The sequence below is a fragment of the Pseudomonas sp. HPB0071 genome, from assembly GCF_000478505.2.
Taxonomy (GTDB): domain Bacteria; phylum Pseudomonadota; class Gammaproteobacteria; order Pseudomonadales; family Pseudomonadaceae; genus Chryseomonas; species Chryseomonas luteola.
In genome coordinates this window covers 3,010,126-3,026,571 of sequence record NZ_KI517367.1, presented here as the reverse complement: position 1 = coordinate 3,026,571, position 16,446 = coordinate 3,010,126, and the positions used below count along the sequence as shown (strand labels likewise).

17 protein-coding genes are annotated in these 16,446 nt (G+C 57.4%); 3 read left to right on the top strand and 14 right to left on the bottom strand.

Going from position 1 to position 16,446, the window contains the following annotated elements; translation table 11 throughout:
• Positions 1 to 113: 113 nt before the first annotated feature.
• On the top strand, positions 114 to 941 hold the full coding sequence (locus tag HMPREF1487_RS14180) for a peptidoglycan DD-metalloendopeptidase family protein (protein ID WP_010797350.1): 828 nt from the start codon (positions 114 to 116) through the stop codon (positions 939 to 941).
• Positions 942 to 991: 50 nt separating this feature from the next.
• On the opposite strand, the gene HMPREF1487_RS14175 is transcribed toward HMPREF1487_RS14180, so the two are convergent.
• The 3 genes from HMPREF1487_RS14175 to HMPREF1487_RS14165 all read right to left on the bottom strand — a co-directional run bounded on the left by HMPREF1487_RS14175 (position 992) and on the right by HMPREF1487_RS14165 (position 2,745).
• On the bottom strand, positions 992 to 1,678 hold the full coding sequence (locus tag HMPREF1487_RS14175) for a thermonuclease family protein (protein WP_010797349.1): 687 nt from the start codon (positions 1,676 to 1,678) through the stop codon (positions 992 to 994).
• A 66-nt stretch (positions 1,679 to 1,744) separates the two neighbouring features.
• Positions 1,745 to 2,137, bottom strand: coding sequence for a DUF6491 family protein (locus HMPREF1487_RS14170; protein WP_010797348.1), 393 nt, complete (start codon positions 2,135 to 2,137; stop codon positions 1,745 to 1,747).
• Positions 2,138 to 2,268: 131 nt separating this feature from the next.
• Positions 2,269 to 2,745: a MarR family winged helix-turn-helix transcriptional regulator gene (locus tag HMPREF1487_RS14165; RefSeq protein ID WP_010797347.1), complete on the bottom strand. Its 477-nt coding sequence runs from the start codon at positions 2,743 to 2,745 to the stop codon at positions 2,269 to 2,271.
• A gap of 140 nt (positions 2,746 to 2,885) precedes the next feature.
• Here HMPREF1487_RS14165 and HMPREF1487_RS14160 point away from each other — a divergent pair, with 140 nt between their 5' ends.
• Positions 2,886 to 3,977 (top strand): NADH:flavin oxidoreductase/NADH oxidase, encoded by a 1,092-nt coding sequence (locus tag HMPREF1487_RS14160; protein ID WP_010797346.1) that lies wholly within the window; start codon positions 2,886 to 2,888, stop codon positions 3,975 to 3,977.
• Positions 3,978 to 4,095: 118 nt separating this feature from the next.
• Positions 4,096 to 4,770, top strand: a complete 675-nt coding sequence (locus tag HMPREF1487_RS14155; protein WP_010797345.1) for a glutathione S-transferase — start codon at positions 4,096 to 4,098, stop codon at positions 4,768 to 4,770.
• Here the strand turns inward: HMPREF1487_RS14155 and HMPREF1487_RS14150 are convergent.
• The 11 genes from HMPREF1487_RS14150 to der all read right to left on the bottom strand — a co-directional run bounded on the left by HMPREF1487_RS14150 (position 4,767) and on the right by der (position 16,437).
• A complete protein-coding gene (locus HMPREF1487_RS14150) occupies positions 4,767 to 5,210 on the bottom strand; it encodes a DUF4174 domain-containing protein (RefSeq protein WP_010797344.1) in 444 nt (147 codons plus the stop codon). The two genes, HMPREF1487_RS14155 and HMPREF1487_RS14150, sit on opposite strands and share 4 nt — an antisense overlap.
• A gap of 105 nt (positions 5,211 to 5,315) precedes the next feature.
• Positions 5,316 to 6,494, bottom strand: a complete 1,179-nt coding sequence (locus HMPREF1487_RS14145; RefSeq protein ID WP_010797343.1) for an acetyl-CoA C-acetyltransferase — start codon at positions 6,492 to 6,494, stop codon at positions 5,316 to 5,318.
• Positions 6,495 to 6,612: 118 nt separating this feature from the next.
• Positions 6,613 to 7,239 carry a CoA transferase subunit B gene (locus HMPREF1487_RS14140; protein ID WP_010797342.1) on the bottom strand — a complete coding sequence of 209 codons (627 nt, stop codon included), beginning with the start codon at positions 7,237 to 7,239 and terminating at the stop codon, positions 6,613 to 6,615.
• A 1-nt stretch (position 7,240) separates the two neighbouring features.
• The gene (locus HMPREF1487_RS14135; protein WP_010797341.1) at positions 7,241 to 7,942 is read right to left on the bottom strand and encodes a CoA transferase subunit A; all 702 of its coding nucleotides are present in this window, start codon (positions 7,940 to 7,942) and stop codon (positions 7,241 to 7,243) included.
• A 25-nt stretch (positions 7,943 to 7,967) separates the two neighbouring features.
• On the bottom strand, positions 7,968 to 8,738 hold the full coding sequence (locus HMPREF1487_RS14130) for a 3-hydroxybutyrate dehydrogenase (RefSeq protein WP_010797340.1): 771 nt from the start codon (positions 8,736 to 8,738) through the stop codon (positions 7,968 to 7,970).
• A gap of 11 nt (positions 8,739 to 8,749) precedes the next feature.
• On the bottom strand, positions 8,750 to 10,141 hold the full coding sequence (locus tag HMPREF1487_RS14125; protein WP_010797339.1) for a GntP family permease: 1,392 nt from the start codon (positions 10,139 to 10,141) through the stop codon (positions 8,750 to 8,752).
• A 205-nt stretch (positions 10,142 to 10,346) separates the two neighbouring features.
• Positions 10,347 to 11,783, bottom strand: a complete 1,437-nt coding sequence (locus HMPREF1487_RS14120; RefSeq protein WP_037030788.1) for a sigma-54 interaction domain-containing protein — start codon at positions 11,781 to 11,783, stop codon at positions 10,347 to 10,349.
• A gap of 20 nt (positions 11,784 to 11,803) precedes the next feature.
• Positions 11,804 to 12,727 carry a 3-hydroxyacyl-CoA dehydrogenase family protein gene (locus tag HMPREF1487_RS14115; RefSeq protein WP_010797337.1) on the bottom strand — a complete coding sequence of 308 codons (924 nt, stop codon included), beginning with the start codon at positions 12,725 to 12,727 and terminating at the stop codon, positions 11,804 to 11,806.
• A 129-nt stretch (positions 12,728 to 12,856) separates the two neighbouring features.
• Positions 12,857 to 13,648 (bottom strand): amidohydrolase, encoded by a 792-nt coding sequence (locus tag HMPREF1487_RS14110; protein ID WP_010797336.1) that lies wholly within the window; start codon positions 13,646 to 13,648, stop codon positions 12,857 to 12,859.
• The gene (locus HMPREF1487_RS14105; protein ID WP_010797335.1) at positions 13,636 to 14,784 is read right to left on the bottom strand and encodes a pyridoxal phosphate-dependent aminotransferase; all 1,149 of its coding nucleotides are present in this window, start codon (positions 14,782 to 14,784) and stop codon (positions 13,636 to 13,638) included. Before HMPREF1487_RS14105 ends, HMPREF1487_RS14110 begins: the two co-directional genes overlap by 13 nt.
• A 162-nt stretch (positions 14,785 to 14,946) precedes the next feature.
• On the bottom strand, positions 14,947 to 16,437 hold the full coding sequence (gene der / locus HMPREF1487_RS14100; RefSeq protein WP_010797334.1) for a ribosome biogenesis GTPase Der: 1,491 nt from the start codon (positions 16,435 to 16,437) through the stop codon (positions 14,947 to 14,949).
• Positions 16,438 to 16,446: the final 9 nt, after the last annotated feature.

Here is a 16,446-nt window from a genome sequence, read left to right as displayed (position 1 = left end):
ATGTCCTCATGCAGTGACCGGTGTGAACTCGCCCGGGTTCAGCCACGAGCGATTTGCCAGAAGCCAAGACATGAACGAGGATGACTGGATCACATTGCCTTGATTGTTTTCCTATGCCTCGCTTTTTTCTGCTACTGATTACCTTGTGTTTTACCTTTTGCGCCCATGCTGAAGGCTTCATCACCCGCCTGCTGGATAAACCTGTTCCAGGGGGTGTAGCGGTTGTTCCATTGGGCAACGGCCCGACGGCTCCCAAAGCGACCTATCAAGGGAAGCCGGTCATGGTGGTCCACGAAGAGGGCCAGCGCTGGATCGCTATCGTCGGTATTCCACTCACGATCAAACCCGGTCAGCAGACATTGACGGTCAATGGTAGCCGCACGGAAACCTTTGCGGTGCGCAGTCGCCACTATAAGGAACAGCACATCACGCTGAAAAATGATCGGCAGGTAAACCCCAATCCGGCGGATCTCAAGCGAATCGAGCGTGAGCTGGCTGAGCAGACCAAGGCCTATCAGATCTTTTCCCCCGGTACGCCCAGTAACCTGCTGCTGGACCGCCCCGTCGATGGACGCCTTTCCAGCCCGTTCGGCTTGCGGCGCTTTTTCAATGGCCAGGAGCGCAACCCACATTCAGGCCTCGATTTTGCCGTTCCAGCCGGTACACCAATCAAGGCACCAGCCGCAGGCAAGGTCATTCTGATTGGCGATTATTTCTTTAATGGCCGTACGGTATTCGTCGACCACGGACAGGGCTTTATCAGCATGTTCTGCCATATGTCCAAAGTGAACGTAAAGCTGGGGCAGGAAGTGCCCAGAGGTGGCGTGGTGGGCTTCGTGGGGTCGACGGGTAGAGCCACCGGGCCGCATATGCACTGGAATGTCAGCCTGAACGATGCACGGGTCGATCCCGCCATCTTCATCAACGCCTATACACCCTGACGGGGTCAATGAAAGCCTGTAAGCCCGCAAGGCTTACGGGTATAACAATCCTACCGCTTGCAAAGCGCCTCGCAGGGCACCCCGTCGTGATTTCCATCAATCTGGGTGTTGCCACATTGCTGCAGTTGAAATTTCGCCTCGGCGCAGCTGGACATGGCATTACAGCGTTTGAGCGTCGAGCAGTTGAACTCGCCGCTTTCCTCGCTTGCCGACTTGACCGGCGGCGTGTAGGTGGCTGATCCCTGCCGCTTATCCTGACGCTTGTCACGATCGGCCTTGCGCCACTCCCACGGTGGCATGCGTTCCGACTCCGGTAGCGCCCAAAGACCGCGCTTGGCAGCCTTGGCTTCGGCCTCAAGATCCAGCAGCGACTTGTCTTTCAAATACTGCCGGTACACCCAGGCCGAGCCGGACTTGACCTGCTCGGCATTCACATCTGTCCTGTCCTGGTAAACGCGCGCCACCTTGCGGCCGTAGCGGTCGGTATCCTGTACCTCAAGCCGCACATCCTTGCCAAAAACCATGCTGGAGAGGGACTGCTGCGCACGAGTCCCATAGGGCTGCTTGGACTCAGGCGTATCGATCTCGGCCAGTCGAATCTTGAGCTGTTTTTTCTGTGGCGTCAGGCAGGTCAGCGTATCGCCATCGTGCACACCTACCACACGGCAGTTGATGGTCTCGGCCTGGGCCAGCAACGGAAACAGGAAAAAAGCGGCAAACGGAATCAGACGCCTCACGCGAAAACTCCTTGGGAGAAAATGGGCAGAGCTGCTGTTCAAAGTACCACTCCTGCGGTGCAGCGATCAGCGGTCCAGGGGAATCAGCTTGTACAGTTCACCAATGGTGCACCGCTCCGCATCACCGGCTGGCGCATTGGAAATGATCAGATCTCCAGGTCGCAAACCGGCCGCTCTTGAGCTGTAGCCGATACGGTTACCTGCCTGCAGGTTGTCGCAAGGCTGCGCAAACTCAACCAGATAGGCCCGTCCCAGGCCAGTTCCCAGCGCAATGTGGCTGCGATCCAGATAACTCCATCCAGACAAGTCGAACCCAAGGATTGTACGGATTGGCTCGCCTTGGCTATAGCCCAGTCGCCTGAGTTTGCCGTCCAGCGTGGTCGGCGGTCCGAACGGTGTCGCACAGGCTGCCAGCAGTGAAAACAGCCCCAGCAGTCCCAGCGTTCTAAACACACGCATTCAAGAATCCTTAACCTGTTGTCTCTATCGTGGCGCTTTGAGTGCATGCGCCTTTGCCATGGCGGCACCCTATCGAATGTACTGTCTCAGAGGGTTAGGAAAGCGTGGCGCCTTATAGTTTCAATCCAGGCCTAATCGCGTCCGTTCAATGTTTCACTGACTTCGATCAAGCGTGAAAGACCTGCCTTCAGAGCCGCCACCGTGTCGGCGTCCAGAGGAAGCGTCTGTTTCATCGTACCGGGAATGCCACGTGCGGCCTCCTGCAGGGCTCGCCCATCCTGGGTCAGCGTTACCGCCACACAACGCTCGTCCTCAACCAGGCGAGACCGTTGGACCAGGCCGGCAGCTTCGAGGCGTTTGACCAGCGGGGTAAGGGTTCCGGTATCCAGATGCAGGCGCCTGCCGATCTCAGTGACCTTGAGCCCGTCCCGCTCCCAGAGCACAAGCATGACCAGGTATTGCGGATACGTAAGGCCCAGCGGCTCAAGCAATGGCCGATAGGCACGAATGGTGGCATTTGCCGCTGCGTAGAGCGGAAAACACAACTGTTCGTCGAGTGAAAGCTCGCACACGGAGCGATTTGGCGTCTCTTTTATCGAATCAGACATGACGACCTCGTCGAGACCAAAGCGAACATCCTGCGACGCCGAGCCTCTTGCTTGTTTACATTTCACGCAATTATATTGAACACAATATATCGGTAAGCCTCTAACTGCCAGATGCTACCTACTCTTGGAGAACATGCCCAATGGCTGATCTGTTTAGCGAACTGAAAATCAAAGACGTCACCCTGCGTAACCGTATTGCCGTCTCTCCCATGTGCCAGTACATGGCAAAAGACGGCATGCCCAACGAATGGCATTTCCAGAATTATGCCTCGCGTGCGGCAGGCGGTGCAGGTCTTATTGTTGTAGAGGCAAGCGCCGTCTCCCCTGAAGGCCGTATCACCCCTGCTGACCTGGGGATCTGGAACGATGAACAGGCCGAAGCCTACAAGCCTATCGTCAACTTCATCAAATCCACCGGTGCCGTAGCCGGTATCCAGATTGCTCACGCCGGCCGCAAAGCCAGCGCCAACCGTCCCTGGGAAGGCGATGATCATCTGCCGGAAGACCATCCGCTGGCCTGGGAAACCATTGGCCCCTCCGATAATGCCTTTGGTGCCCACCTGCCCCGTGCCCCCAAGCAGATGACGGTCGAGGATATCCATCGCGTTACAGCTGATTTCGTAGCCGCTGCCAAGCGCGCCCTGGCTGCTGGCTTTGAACTGCTTGAACTGCACTTCGCCCATGGTTACCTGGCGCAGAGCTTCTTCTCGCCGCTGGCCAACAAGCGTACCGATGAATACGGTGGCGACTTCGAAGGCCGTGCACGCTTCCTGCTGGAAACCTTCCATGCCGTACGCGAGGTATGGCCCCAGAACCTGCCGCTGATCGTACGCCTGGGCGTGACCGACTTCGTTGAAGGCGATCAGGGTATGGAAGAGTCCATCGAGCTGGTTCGCCGCTTCAAGGAAGGCGGTATGGACCTGATCGACGTCAGCATGGGCTTCAACACACCTGATGTGTCCAATGTTCCATGGGGCAAGCCAGGCTTCATGGGCGACAAGGCAAAGCAGATCACCGATGCGGTCGATGTGCTGACCTCCATCAGCTGGTCCATTCGCGAGCCCAAGGATGCCAATGAACTCATCGAAAGCGGCCAGACCGATCTGATCATGCTGGGCAAGGCTGTACTGGGTGATCCCTTCTGGCCTTACCATGCCGCTATCGAATTGGGTCGCGAGAACCCTCAGGATCTGCTGCCACCGCCCTATGCGGCCTGGCTGAAGCGTCGCTGAGTTTTCGCTGTCCAAAAAGGCGCCCGTTACACGGCGCCTTTTTTATTTGGTTCCGCTTATTGCTTGGCGAGACGCACAGTACGCTAGGCTATGTATCTACTCAGCCTATGGAGCGCCCATGATCACGGTTCATCACCTCAACAACTCCCGCTCACAACGTGTCCTCTGGCTGCTTGAGGAGTTGGGGCTCGAGTATCAGATCAAACGTTATGAGCGTGATCCGCAGACGTTGCTGGCGCCAAAGGAGCTGCGTGATGTTCACCCATTGGGCAAGTCGCCGGTTATTACCGATGACTCGATGACCTTGGCGGAGTCAGGCGCCATCATCGATTATCTGGCCCACCGCTACGGGCAGTCACTCGTTCCCTCCGCCGACGCCCCCGAGCGCGCACGCTATACCTACTGGCTGCACTATGCCGAAGGCTCAGCCATGCCACCCCTACTTCTCAAGCTGGTGTTCGACCGTGTCCGCACCGGTCCGATGCCTTTTTTCGCCCGCCCTATCGCGCGCGCTATCAGTGATCAGGTCACCCGAGTCTTCATTCAGCCGCAGCTGAACCTGCACTTCGATTATCTGGAAAGTGAGTTGAGCAAGCACGAATGGTTTGCAGGTGACGCCTTTACAGCAGCCGATATACAGATGAGTTTCCCGCTGGAAGCGGCTGCCTGTCGCGCAGGCTTGACGCAGGGCCGCCCCAAGCTCAAGGCCTTTCTGGAGCGTATCCATGCGCGACCGGCGTATCAACGCGCCCTGGAAAAAGGTGGCCCCTATGACTATGCCGCCCAGGGTTAATGCTGGCGCATGGGCATCTTGTCGATGGTGGCAAAGATCGCAGCAGGATCGATCTGGCCTTGTTGCACGATTTTCTTCCCGCCGTCCTTGCCCACCAGGATGACCGTTGCCTTGCCGCTCGGCTGTTCATCAAGCGCACTGACCAGCGCCTGGGTCTGATGTTCGCTCAGCGGCTCACCGTTACGCTGGCCACGATCACCGACTACGGTATAAAGCACCATATCCCGCTCGATAAAAGCCTCACGGTTGCGTGGCTCTTCAAGGGAGGTGGTCAACTGTTTGAGCACCGGATCATCCGCCGAAGCCGCCAGGACAACAAGGGGACGCGTCTTCCAACGCTCCTGGGTCAAAGGATTGTCCGCGTCAGCGGCCATCACGCCTCCCGCAATCGCCATGAGCCCGCTCAAGGTACCGGCTTTCAGCATGCGTAAAATAGACATCGTTATGACTCCCATCAAGAAAAGGGTCTTTGCATAACGACCACATACGCATCGAAAATTCAGTGGCTACACACCTGTAGCATTACAAAGCGTGTAGCCCTTGGCTTATCGCTCGATAGCCAGCGCGACACCCTGGCCACCACCAATACACAAGGTCGCCAGCCCCTTGTGCGCGTCACGCCGGATCATCTCGTACAGGAGATTGATCACGACCCGTCCGCCCGACGCGCCAATCGGATGACCCAGCGCGATAGCCCCTCCATTCACATTGACCTTGTCCCAGTCCCATCCCAGCTCCTGCCCTACCGACAATGCCTGGGCAGCAAAGGCTTCGTTGGCTTCGATCAGGTCCAGCTCGCCCAGACCCCATCCTGCCTTGTCCAGACAACGGCGCGTCGCTGACACGGGTCCGATTCCCATGATGGAAGGATCAACCCCTGCATTGGCATAGGCCTTGATGCGGGCCAGCACCGGCAGGCCCAGCGCGTCGGCCTTTTCCGCACTCATGAGAATGAGCGCAGCGGCCCCATCATTGATGCTGGAAGCATTACCGGCCGTGACCGTACCGTCGGGCTTGAATGCTGGCTTGAGCTTGGCCAAGGCTTCGGCTGTCGTGCCTGCACGCGGCTGCTCATCGGTATCGAACACCACCGGATCACCCTTGCGCTGAGGGATCACGATAGGGGTAATCTGGTCCTTGAAGCGGCCCGCCTCGATAGCCGCGAGAGCCTTCTGCTGGGAGGCCGCGGCGTACTCGTCCTGCGCCTGGCGGCTGATGCCATATTTCTCGACCAGATTCTCGGCAGTAATCCCCATGTGGTAATCGTTAAACGCGTCCCACAAACCGTCCTGAATCATCGAATCGACCAGCTCGGCATTTCCCATTCGTAGACCGGTACGCGCCTTGGGCAGAACGTAAGGCGCAAGGCTCATGCTTTCCATGCCACCGGCCACGATGATGTCGGCATCACCACAGCGAACGGCCTGGGTGGCCAGATGCAGCGCCTTGAGGCCCGAGCCGCACACCTTGTTAAGCGCCATGGCTGGCACCGTAGGCGGCAATCCCGCCTTGATGGAGGCCTGACGCGCCGTGTTCTGTCCAAGACCTGCCGTCAATACGTGGCCCATGATGACTTCATCGACCTGTTCCGGTGCGATACCGGTTTTTTCGATCACGGCCTTGATGACTGCAGCCCCCAGCTCCACGGCCGACACATTGGCCAGCGCACCTTGAAAGCTGCCAATGGCCGTCCGCGTAGCGGCCACGATAACAACGTCTCGCATTACTGTTCTCCTGAAATAAGATGGCCATGCGCCCGGCATCAGCACAAGGCGGTTCGCCTGCGGCATTCGTCTGGATCCCGTCGCGTACGTCCTGCGCTGATCAACAGGCGCACCATGCCTATGCCATTACTGAACAGCCGGTGGCTTCCTGCAACGCTTCGAAGGTGACGCCTTCAGCCAGCTCGACCAGCTTCAATCCTTCTGGGGTCACATCCAGCACCCCCAGGTCGGTAATGATCCGGTTGACCACCCCTACTCCGGTCAGTGGCAAGTCACAGACCGGCAGGATCTTGTGAGCGCCTTTGGCGGTGTGCTCCATCAGCACTACCACGCGTTTTACACCGGCAACAAGGTCCATTGCCCCGCCCATGCCCTTTACCATCTTGCCGGGAATCATCCAGTTGGCGAGATCTCCCTTTTCCGACACCTGCATAGCGCCCAGAATGGCGATGTTGATATGACCGCCCCGGATCATGGCAAAACTCAAGGCACTGTCGAAGTAACTGCTGCCCGGCAGGGCAGTAACAGTTTGCTTGCCGGCGTTGATCAGGTCCGGGTCAATGGTCTCTTCTGTCGGAAACGGGCCGATACCCAGGAGTCCGTTTTCAGATTGCAGCCACACATCCATTCCTTCAGGGATATAGTTGGCGACCAGAGTGGGCAGGCCAATGCCCAGGTTGACATAGAAGCCGTCCTGCAATTCCTTGGCGGCGCGCTGCGCCATTTGTTCACGAGTCCAGGCCATATTAGTTGCCCTCCGACAGGGTGCGTTTCTCGATGCGCTTCTCGGGGTTGGCATTCACAACGATGCGCTGCACAAAGATGCCCGGCAGATGGACCTCATCAGGGTCTAGCTCACCCGTTTCCACCAGCTGTTCCACCTCGGCAATACATAGCTTGCCCGCCATTGCTGCCAGAGGGTTGAAGTTACGCGCAGTCTTGTTGAAGACCAGATTGCCTGCCTTGTCAGCCTTGATCGCTTTGACCAGTGCCACATCCGCCACCAGCGACCGCTCCATCACATACTGCTCACCATCGAACTCACGGGTTTCCTTGCCTTCGGCCACCAGCGTGCCATAGCCGGTACGCGTAAAGAACGCCGGGATGCCTGAACCACCGGCACGCAATTTTTCCGCAAGCGTGCCTTGGGGGGTGAATTCCAATTCCAGCTCACCGGAAAGGTACTGCCGCTCGAACTCCTTGTTCTCGCCTACGTAGGAGGAAATCATTTTCTTGATTTGCCGGGACTCGAGCAGTACGCCCAGGCCAAACCCGTCTACTCCGGCGTTATTACTGATCACGGTCAGCTCGCGCTTGCCGGTCTCGCGCAGCGCCAGAATCAGCGCTTCGGGAATCCCGCACAGACCGAAACCGCCGACCGCCAGCGTCATGCCGTCTTCCACGACCCCTTCCAGGGCATGGGCGGCACTGGGATAAAGCTTGTTCATGGTTTACCTCGTGTCGTTATTGTTGTTAACGGGCCAACCAGGCCCCATCGACATTCCACGCGGCGCCCCGTACCTGGGCGGCCGCATCGCTGCAAAGAAACAGTGTTAGCTCGCCCAGTTGGGCAGGCGTGACGAATTCAAGTGACGGCTGCTTCTCCTCCAGAAGCTCCCGCCGTGCGCGCTCTGCATCGCCATCTGCAGCGGCGCGTGCATCGATCTGCTGCTGCACCAGAGGTGTCAGCACCCAGCCCGGGCAGAGCGCATTACAGGTCACATTACAATCGGCCGTTTCCAGTGCAACCACCTTGGTCAGTCCGACCACGCCATGCTTGGCAGCCACATAAGCGGATTTCTGTGCCGACCCTACCAATCCATGCACGGACGCGATGTTCACAATCCTTCCCCAGCCGCGCTGCCTCATACCCGGCAATGCCAGACGAGTCGCGTGAAATACCGAGGACAGATTGATTGCAATGATCGCGTCCCACTTCTCGACCGGAAACGTCTCGACCGATGCCACATGCTGGATGCCGGCATTGTTGACCAAAATATCCACACCACCGAACTCATGTTCAGCATAGGCGAAAAGCTCAGTAATCTGCTCAGGCCGGGACAAGTCCGCCCCGTGATAGCCCACCCGCCCACCCAAACGGCTTAGGTCGGCTTTAGCCGTCTCGCTGTCACCAAAGCCATTGAGGATCACATCGGCACCCGCTTCGGCCAGTCGCGTGGCGATACCCAGACCGATTCCACTGGTCGAACCGGTTACCAAGGCGGTTTTGCCTTTCAAGTCCATAACGTTCTCCTCTACACGATGCCAGTGGCATAGAACACGCCGATGACCACGAACACTGCCAACGTCTTGATCAGCGTGATACCAAATACGTCTTTGTAAGCTTCCCGGTGCGTCAGTCCAGTTACTGCCAGCAAGGTGATGACGGCGCCATTGTGCGGCAGGGTATCCATGCCACCGCTGGCCATAGCCGCCACCCGGTGCAGCACCTCAAGGGGGATCTGTGCGGCATTGGCTGCGGCGATAAAGCTGTCCGACATGGCCGCCAGCGCAATACTCATGCCGCCTGAAGCCGAGCCAGTGATGCCAGCCAGAAGCGTTACGGTAATGGCTTCATTGATGAGTGGGTTGGGAATGGTCTTGAGCGCGTCTGCCAAGACTAGAAAACCCGGCAGCGAAGCGATTACTGCACCAAACCCATATTCAGACGCAGTATTCATGGCGGCCAGCAAAGCCCCGCCTACTGCGGTTTTAGTGCCCTCGGCCAAGCGGGTACGGATGGTTTTAAACGCAGCCACAAGCACCAGCAAAATGCCGATTAACAAGGCAGCCTCGACGGCCCAGATTGCCGTCAGCTTACTGACTTCGCTGGTAACAGGCGTTGCCAGCCCCGGTAGCGCTAGCGTGTGCGTCTTGCCGTACCACTGAGGAATCCAGTGGGTAAATAGCAGATTCATGACGCCGACCAGGATAAGTGGCGACAGCGCCAGAAGCGGGTTCGGCAAGTTGATGTTGTCCGGTGTTTCCGGCTCGTTGCGCAACTCGGTGCCGTACCCTTCTCCACGCGCCATCGCTTTACGACGCTGTCGCCCCAGATAGGTCAACCCGACCGCGATGACAAACAACGAGCCGATCAACCCCAGCCACGGGGCGGCCCAGGCCGTCGTGTTGAAGAATGTCGTAGGAATGATGTTCTGTATTTGAGGCGTACCCGGCAGGGCATCCATGGTGAATGAAAACGCACCCAGTGCAATGGTGGCTGGAATCAAACGTTTGGGAATGTTGCTCTGACGAAACATCTCGGCTGCGAATGGGTACACCGCAAACACGACAACGAACAGCGAGACGCCACCATAGGTCAGCAAGGCGCAAACCAGCACGATGACCAGCATGGCCTGCCGTGTGCCCAGCAGACGAATCGCAGCAGCCACAATGGAACGGGAAAAACCGGAAAGCTCGATCAGCTTGCCGAAGACTGCACCCAGCAGAAAGACAGGAAAGTACAGCTTGATGAAGCCGACCATCTTGTCCATGAACACACCGGTAAATGCCGGAGCCACAGCGGAAGGATCGGTCAGCAGCACCGCCGCAAGGGCTGCAATCGGTGCAAACAGGATAACGCTATAACCACGGTACGCCGCCAGCATCAGCAGACCCAGCGCCGCCAGAGCAATCAATACGCTCATGTTTTCTCCTCGCTGGCCGGTCAGCACCGAACGCAGCGGCTAGTTATTGTTGTAGCTGTGGAGACAGCAAGGCTTTGTAAGCGAGATCCATGCCAGACACTAACACCTTGAATTACTTAACTAATTGCTCCTTCAATTCATTGATTTCTCCAATTGGAGACAAGTTCGAATCAATTTTGTCTCCAACTTGAGAATAGTCTCTATTTCAAGACAAGAGCCCTAGGGCAGCCATTTTCTTATAAAGGGTGGAGCGTCCGAGGCCCAAGCGTTTGGCAGCCTCCTCGACCCTGCCTGAGCACGATGACAAGACCTGGGTAATGAGCTCATGCTCGAATTGGCGCTTCGCCTCTTCATACGTCATGTTGTTACTAGGCGTACTGGTAGTGCTAATGGACACCTGCTCAATCGCTTTGGGTGGCAAGGGTTTTCCTAATGCCGAGCCAATGCTGAGCGCGCCAATAACGGCCTCATCACTCAACAGCGATGCGCGCTCTAGAACATTGCGCAGCTCACGTACGTTGCCAGGCCAATCGTAGCAGGCGAGCAAAGCCAGTGCTTCCTCATCCAGCTCCCGAGGCGCATGTCCTTCCGCCAGCAAACTGTCCAGGATGGCTTCGCATAACGCCGGCAGGTCTTCTCGCCGTTCACGCAGCGGCGGAACCACAATGGGCAGTACGTTCAAGCGGTAGTACAGATCCGCCCGAAATAAGCCTTCAGCTACCAGCGCATCCAGATTGCGTGAGGTTGCCGCAATCAGCCGAACGTCGCAGCGCAGCACCTCGTTGGACCCCAGCGGCTCGAATTCCTTTTCCTGAAGTACCCTCAAAAGTTTTGCCTGTAAGCTCAGGGGCATATCGCCGATTTCGTCCAGAAATAGCGTTCCGCCCTGCGCAATCTGCAGTTTTCCTGCCCGCGCCTTGCGGTCCGCGCCTGTAAAGGCACCAGGCGCCGTGCCGAAGAACTCAGCTTCCAACAGATTTTCAGGGATGGCAGCCGCATTCACACTGACAAACGACTTATTGGCCCGAGGGGATGCCGCATGAATGGCATGGGCCAACAACTCCTTTCCTGTGCCGGTCTCGCCCAACAGCAAGACAGAGGTCTCTACCGTAGCCGCACGTCTCGCTCGTCGCTTGACCTCCTGACTGGCCGGGCCGCTGCCTACGAAGTGGGCAAAACTGTATTTGGCCTGCCGGGCGTTCTGCAGCGACCGCCGCGTCGAAGCCAATTCCTCCTGAATCCGTAAGAACCGCGTCACCAAGGGGGCCAACGTCCGTAACTCATCGAACAAGGCAAAGCCAATGGCACCGATGACCTGACCGGTATCGTCATGGATGGGCAAACGCATCACCACCATTGGTCCTTTGGGTGTATCAAGCAGATCCAGCAGGATGGGCTGGCCCGTGTTGACTACTTCCCGCAACAAGCTTCCCGGAATCACCTGCTCACACACCTGCCCGATCGCCGACTTTGCGCTGGGCAAGCCAAAGCGCCGGGCATAACGCTCATTCATCCAAACGATACGGAGGTCACGGTCCACAATCACGGTACCTTCGCTGCTCTGCTCGATGCTTTCAAATAGCGAGCGAATTGCCCGCAGACTGATCTGCTGATAGTCGCTCAGGTCATTGGCGGTCGCCATATCGATACCTGTATAGCGATTCATGGCCGCAAGGCATGCTGTAGCTGATGGGCACGCCGTTCGGCTATCCGCGCCTTGCGCTCCTCGCTCCACTCATAAAACCCATTGCCGCTGCGTAGGCCTGTTCTTCCCTGCCCGACGCGTTCACGCAAAACCTCTAGCACCTCTTCATCCTTGGCTAAGGTCGGCATCAGGTGGCTAGCGATGTCCAGAAAGGTATCGAGACCACCCATGTCTGCCGCTTCCAGCGGTCCCACCATGCCGTAGCGCCTACCCAGAGAGGCCCGCATGACCCGGTCCACATCTTCAGGCGACGCTGCACCGCTTTGTACGATATGCAGGGCCTCACGCAGCACGGCAAACTGCAGGCGGTTGCCAATGAAGCCCGGAATCGCCCGCATGAGCAAAACAACTTCCAGGTCCATGACTTGCAATACATCCCGCACCCTCTCCAAACAGGCTGGGTTGGTCTTTTCTCCCGGCACCAGTTCGACCAGTGGAATCAGATGAGGCGGGTTCCAGAAATGAGCAATGAGCAACCGTTCGGGATATGCCATTCCCTGAGCCAGTTGCTCGGGAGGAAAGCCGCTTGTGTTACTGGCAATAATGGCCTCTGGCGAAACGACTGACTCAAGCTCCGCATACAACGCATGCTTGAGCGCCAGCCGCTCAGGTACAGCCTCGATCAATAGCGTGGCATCAGCCAAATCGGCCAGCGCATCGGTTGTCGTGATCCTGGTCAGCACTGCATGGGTCTGACTGGATTCAAACAGCGCAGCCGCTGATAGCTCTTCCAGAACACTTCTGGCAATGGCGGGCACATCGCTCAAACGCTCGGCGGAAACGTCTCGCAGCAGAACCGAATGTCCGTGGCGAGCAAAATGAGTGGCAATCCCGACACCCATGAGGCCGGCGCCAATAATTGCGATTCGAGGCGTTTGCATTGTTGTTGTCCTGAATAGCCTGTCGAAGGGCCAGTCTGCAATCGTCCCAAGGCAAAGGGCAAGCGCCGGAAACAACAACGCCCCATCGCCAGCATGGCAGACGGGGCGCTAGGGAAGAGTAGCGAGCGATCAGAGCAGTTCGAAGTCGTCCACATCCCGATACGCCGGGAACGCATCGCGGTAGCGCGACAGCGTGTCGGCAGACAGCGACACCGTAAACACTCCTGCGCTGTCCTTGGCGTCCAGGAGCGGCTCGCCCTGGCAGTCCAATACCTGGCTGTCGCCGCTATAGGCGATTCCTTTTCCGTCTTCGCCAATACGATTCACGGCCGCGACATAACAGAGGTTTTCAATGGCCCGAGCGGGAAGCAGCCGATTCCAGTGGTTACGCCGTGCGGCTGGCCAGTTGGCGGTATAGAGCAACAGATCAGTCTTGACTGGATCACGGCTCCACACCGGAAACCGCAAGTCGTAACAGATCAAGGGACGAATGCGCCAGCCGTTGAGCTCGAATACCGCTTGCGCTTCACCTGCGGTGTAATGTTCGTGCTCTCCGGCCATGCGAAACAGGTGACGTTTGTCATAATGGGACATCGTGCCGTCAGGCCGCGCCCACAGGAGTCGATTACGGTACTGCCCTTGGGCATCACGAACGATCAGGCTGCCCGTTATCACAGCATTGAGCGATGCCGCTTGCTCGCGTATCCACGCATGGGTACGTCCGCCTTCATCCTCAGCCAGCAGGGCTGACTCCATCGAAAAGCCGGTAGTGAACATCTCAGGCAGTACAACCAGATCCGCGCCTTTCGCCTGTTGCAGCAAGGCAGTAAACCGGTCGCGGTTGGCCGAAGCATCATGCCAGAACAGTTCAGTCTGGATGAGTGCCAGTTTCAAATCAGGTCTCAGGCTTAGATCGCGCACAGTTTTTCCGCTGCTAGCCGCAGCGTCTCCTCTCGTTTAGCGAAGCAGAAACGTACCAGACGCAAGTCCTTTGGAGCTTCCTGATAAAACACGGAGATCGGAATGGCAGCCACACCGTGCTCACGCGTCAACCACTCGGCCATTTCGACATCGCTTACGTCATCCCGAATAGCGGAATAGTCCGCCAGCTGGAAATAGGTCCCTGCTGCACGTGTAAACGCCAATTTAGACGAACCCAACAAATCACAGAACAGATCTCGTTTGGCCTGATAAAACGCTGGGAGTTCGGTTACATGCTCGGGATGCGCTTCCATGAAATCTGCCAATGCCCATTGCAGAGGCGTCACCCCGCAAAAGCTTACATACTGGTGAATCTTGCGCAGTTCGCTTGAAAGCTCGCGCGGGGCGATCACATACCCGGTCTTCCAACCTGTCACATGATATGTTTTGCCAAAGGAGCTGATAACAAACGCACGGGCGTAGAGTTCATCATGGGTGAGTACACTGGCATGCTCTGCTCCGTCGAAAACCAAGTGCTCATATACCTCATCACTGATCAGGTAGATATCCCGATCGCGAATCAATGCGGCGAGACGGTCCAGCGCGTCGCGACCAACCAGCGAGCCGCTCGGGTTATGGGGCGTGTTCAGTACGATAGCCCGTGTGCGCGACGTCAGGGCTGCCTGCAAACGATCCCAGTCGATCCCAAAATCCGGCAGTGCCAAGGGTAGGTGGATGCAGCGCCCACCGGCCAGTTCAACCGAGGGTGCGTAAGAGTCATAGCAAGGATCGAATACAATCACTTCATCACCGCTGCGAACTACAGACTGAATGGCGCAAAAGATGGCCTGCGTCGCACCGGGTGTAATGGTGACTTCCTGTTCGGCATCAACCGTGCGCCCATAGAGCGTAGCCACTTTGCGGGCCACTTGCTCACGCAAGGCGGGCAATCCTGTCATGGGCGCATACTGGTTATGACCGGCCATGACGTGCCGACTTACCGCCTCGCGCAAGGCATCCGGGCCGTCGAAATCCGGGAAACCCTGAGACAGGTTGATTGCGCCCGTTTCCATGGCCAGTTGGGACATGCGGGTAAAGATAGTCACACCGAGGGAAGGCAACTTGCTCTGGATCATCGAACGCTCCGACAACAAGGCGGTCGGCTTCGATGCCGTCGACGGCTCAGCGAAGCACTATGCACCGCTATCATGACTTAAGACTGGCCACTCGGAAGATGCCCGAGCAGCCTGGTATTCGAACGGGCCAGACAGCGCTGGCCCGTTACAACAGGGAAGCGACTAGCGACGCTTATCCTTGCGCTTCTTCTCCGCTTTCTTGTGATGGCTCATCAAACGGCGCTTTTTGTTCACCTGCCGCTCGGTCAGCGTGTTCTTCTTGTCCGCAAACGGGTTTTCACCCGACTTGAATTCAATGCGAATAGGCGTACCTATCAGCTTCAATACCCGGCGATAGGTGTTTTCCAGGTAGCGGACATAGGCGCGCGGGACCGCATCCACTTGGTTACCATGGATAACCAACAGCGGGGGGTTGGCTCCGCCCATGTGCGCATAACGCAGCTTGATTCGACGACCATTGACCAGCGGCGGCTGGTGCTCCTGAACCGCATCCTCAAGGATCTTGGTCAGACGACTGGTAGGCCAGCGGGTAACGGCCGAAGCGAATGCCTGCTGCACCGACTTGTACAGATGTCCCACACCGGTGCCATGCAATGCGGAAATGAAATGAATATCTGCGAAATTGGCAAACATCAGGCGGCGTTCGAGTTCGGTCTTCACGTAATCGCGCTCACTGGACTCCATGCCGTCCCACTTGTTGAGCGCAATCACCAGGGCGCGACCGGTTTCCAGGACAAAGCCCAACAGGTTCAGATCATGCTCGACTACCCCTTCACGGGCGTCCATCACAAAGATAACGACGTTGGCGTCCTGAATGGCCTGAAGCGTCTTCACAACAGAAAACTTTTCTACCGCTTCGAAGATCTTGCCGCGGCGACGCACACCGGCGGTGTCGATCAGCGTGTATTTCTCTTCGTTGCGCTCGAAGGGAATGTAGATACTGTCGCGAGTGGTGCCAGCCTGGTCATATACGATGACCCGCTCTTCGCCAAGCATACGGTTGACCAGCGTGGACTTGCCCACGTTGGGACGGCCAATGATGGCGATCTTGATCCCGGCCTTTTCATCCGGTCCCGGAATACGCTTCTCGATGACACTCTCATCCGAAGCCTGATCGCCCTCTTCGTCTTCCGCATCAACAATGAACTCTTCTTCCTCATCCTTAGGGAAGGAGCCCAGCACCTGCTCAAGCATGCCGTTGATACCGCGGCCATGCGCAGCCGCAATGGTCAGCGCATCACCCAGGCCCATTGGGCTGAATTCAGCCCGGGCAATGTCTGGATCAACTGCGTCGACCTTATTAGCAATCAAAAAGCAGCGCTTGTTACGCGTACGCAGATGCTCGGCGATCATCTGATCGCCTGCCGTCATCCCGGCACGGGAATCCACCATGAACAGAACGGCGTCGGCTTCTTCAATAGCCTGAAGCGACTGCTCGGCCATTTTCATATCGATGCCTTCTTCGTCGCCGGAGATACCTCCGGTGTCGACAACGATATACGTCCGCCCCTGCCAACGCGCCTCGCCATACTTGCGGTCGCGGGTCAGGCCCGCGATATCGGCCACGATGGCATCACGGGTTTTGGTAAGTCGATTAAACAAGGTGGACTTGCCTACATTAGGGCGTCCTACCAGAGCAATAACGGGAACCATACGGCTCTC

Bases quoted from the DNA above. Each gene is read 5' to 3' on its own strand.
- HMPREF1487_RS14180 (WP_010797350.1), top strand. From the start codon at position 114: ATGCCTCGCTTTTTTCTGCTACTGATTACCTTGTGTTTTACCTTTTGC.
- HMPREF1487_RS14170 (WP_010797348.1), bottom strand. From the start codon at position 2,137: ATGCGTGTGTTTAGAACGCTGGGACTGCTGGGGCTGTTTTCACTGCTG.
- HMPREF1487_RS14165 (WP_010797347.1), bottom strand. From the start codon at position 2,745: ATGTCTGATTCGATAAAAGAGACGCCAAATCGCTCCGTGTGCGAGCTT.
- HMPREF1487_RS14160 (WP_010797346.1), top strand. From the start codon at position 2,886: ATGGCTGATCTGTTTAGCGAACTGAAAATCAAAGACGTCACCCTGCGT.
- HMPREF1487_RS14155 (WP_010797345.1), top strand. From the start codon at position 4,096: ATGATCACGGTTCATCACCTCAACAACTCCCGCTCACAACGTGTCCTC.
- HMPREF1487_RS14150 (WP_010797344.1), bottom strand. From the start codon at position 5,210: ATGTCTATTTTACGCATGCTGAAAGCCGGTACCTTGAGCGGGCTCATG.
- HMPREF1487_RS14145 (WP_010797343.1), bottom strand. From the start codon at position 6,494: ATGCGAGACGTTGTTATCGTGGCCGCTACGCGGACGGCCATTGGCAGC.
- HMPREF1487_RS14140 (WP_010797342.1), bottom strand. From the start codon at position 7,239: ATGGCCTGGACTCGTGAACAAATGGCGCAGCGCGCCGCCAAGGAATTG.
- HMPREF1487_RS14135 (WP_010797341.1), bottom strand. From the start codon at position 7,942: ATGAACAAGCTTTATCCCAGTGCCGCCCATGCCCTGGAAGGGGTCGTG.
- HMPREF1487_RS14130 (WP_010797340.1), bottom strand. From the start codon at position 8,738: ATGGACTTGAAAGGCAAAACCGCCTTGGTAACCGGTTCGACCAGTGGA.
- HMPREF1487_RS14125 (WP_010797339.1), bottom strand. From the start codon at position 10,141: ATGAGCGTATTGATTGCTCTGGCGGCGCTGGGTCTGCTGATGCTGGCG.
- HMPREF1487_RS14120 (WP_037030788.1), bottom strand. From the start codon at position 11,783: ATGGCGACCGCCAATGACCTGAGCGACTATCAGCAGATCAGTCTGCGG.
- HMPREF1487_RS14115 (WP_010797337.1), bottom strand. From the start codon at position 12,727: ATGCAAACGCCTCGAATCGCAATTATTGGCGCCGGCCTCATGGGTGTC.
- HMPREF1487_RS14105 (WP_010797335.1), bottom strand. From the start codon at position 14,784: ATGATCCAGAGCAAGTTGCCTTCCCTCGGTGTGACTATCTTTACCCGC.
- der (WP_010797334.1), bottom strand. From the start codon at position 16,437: ATGGTTCCCGTTATTGCTCTGGTAGGACGCCCTAATGTAGGCAAGTCC.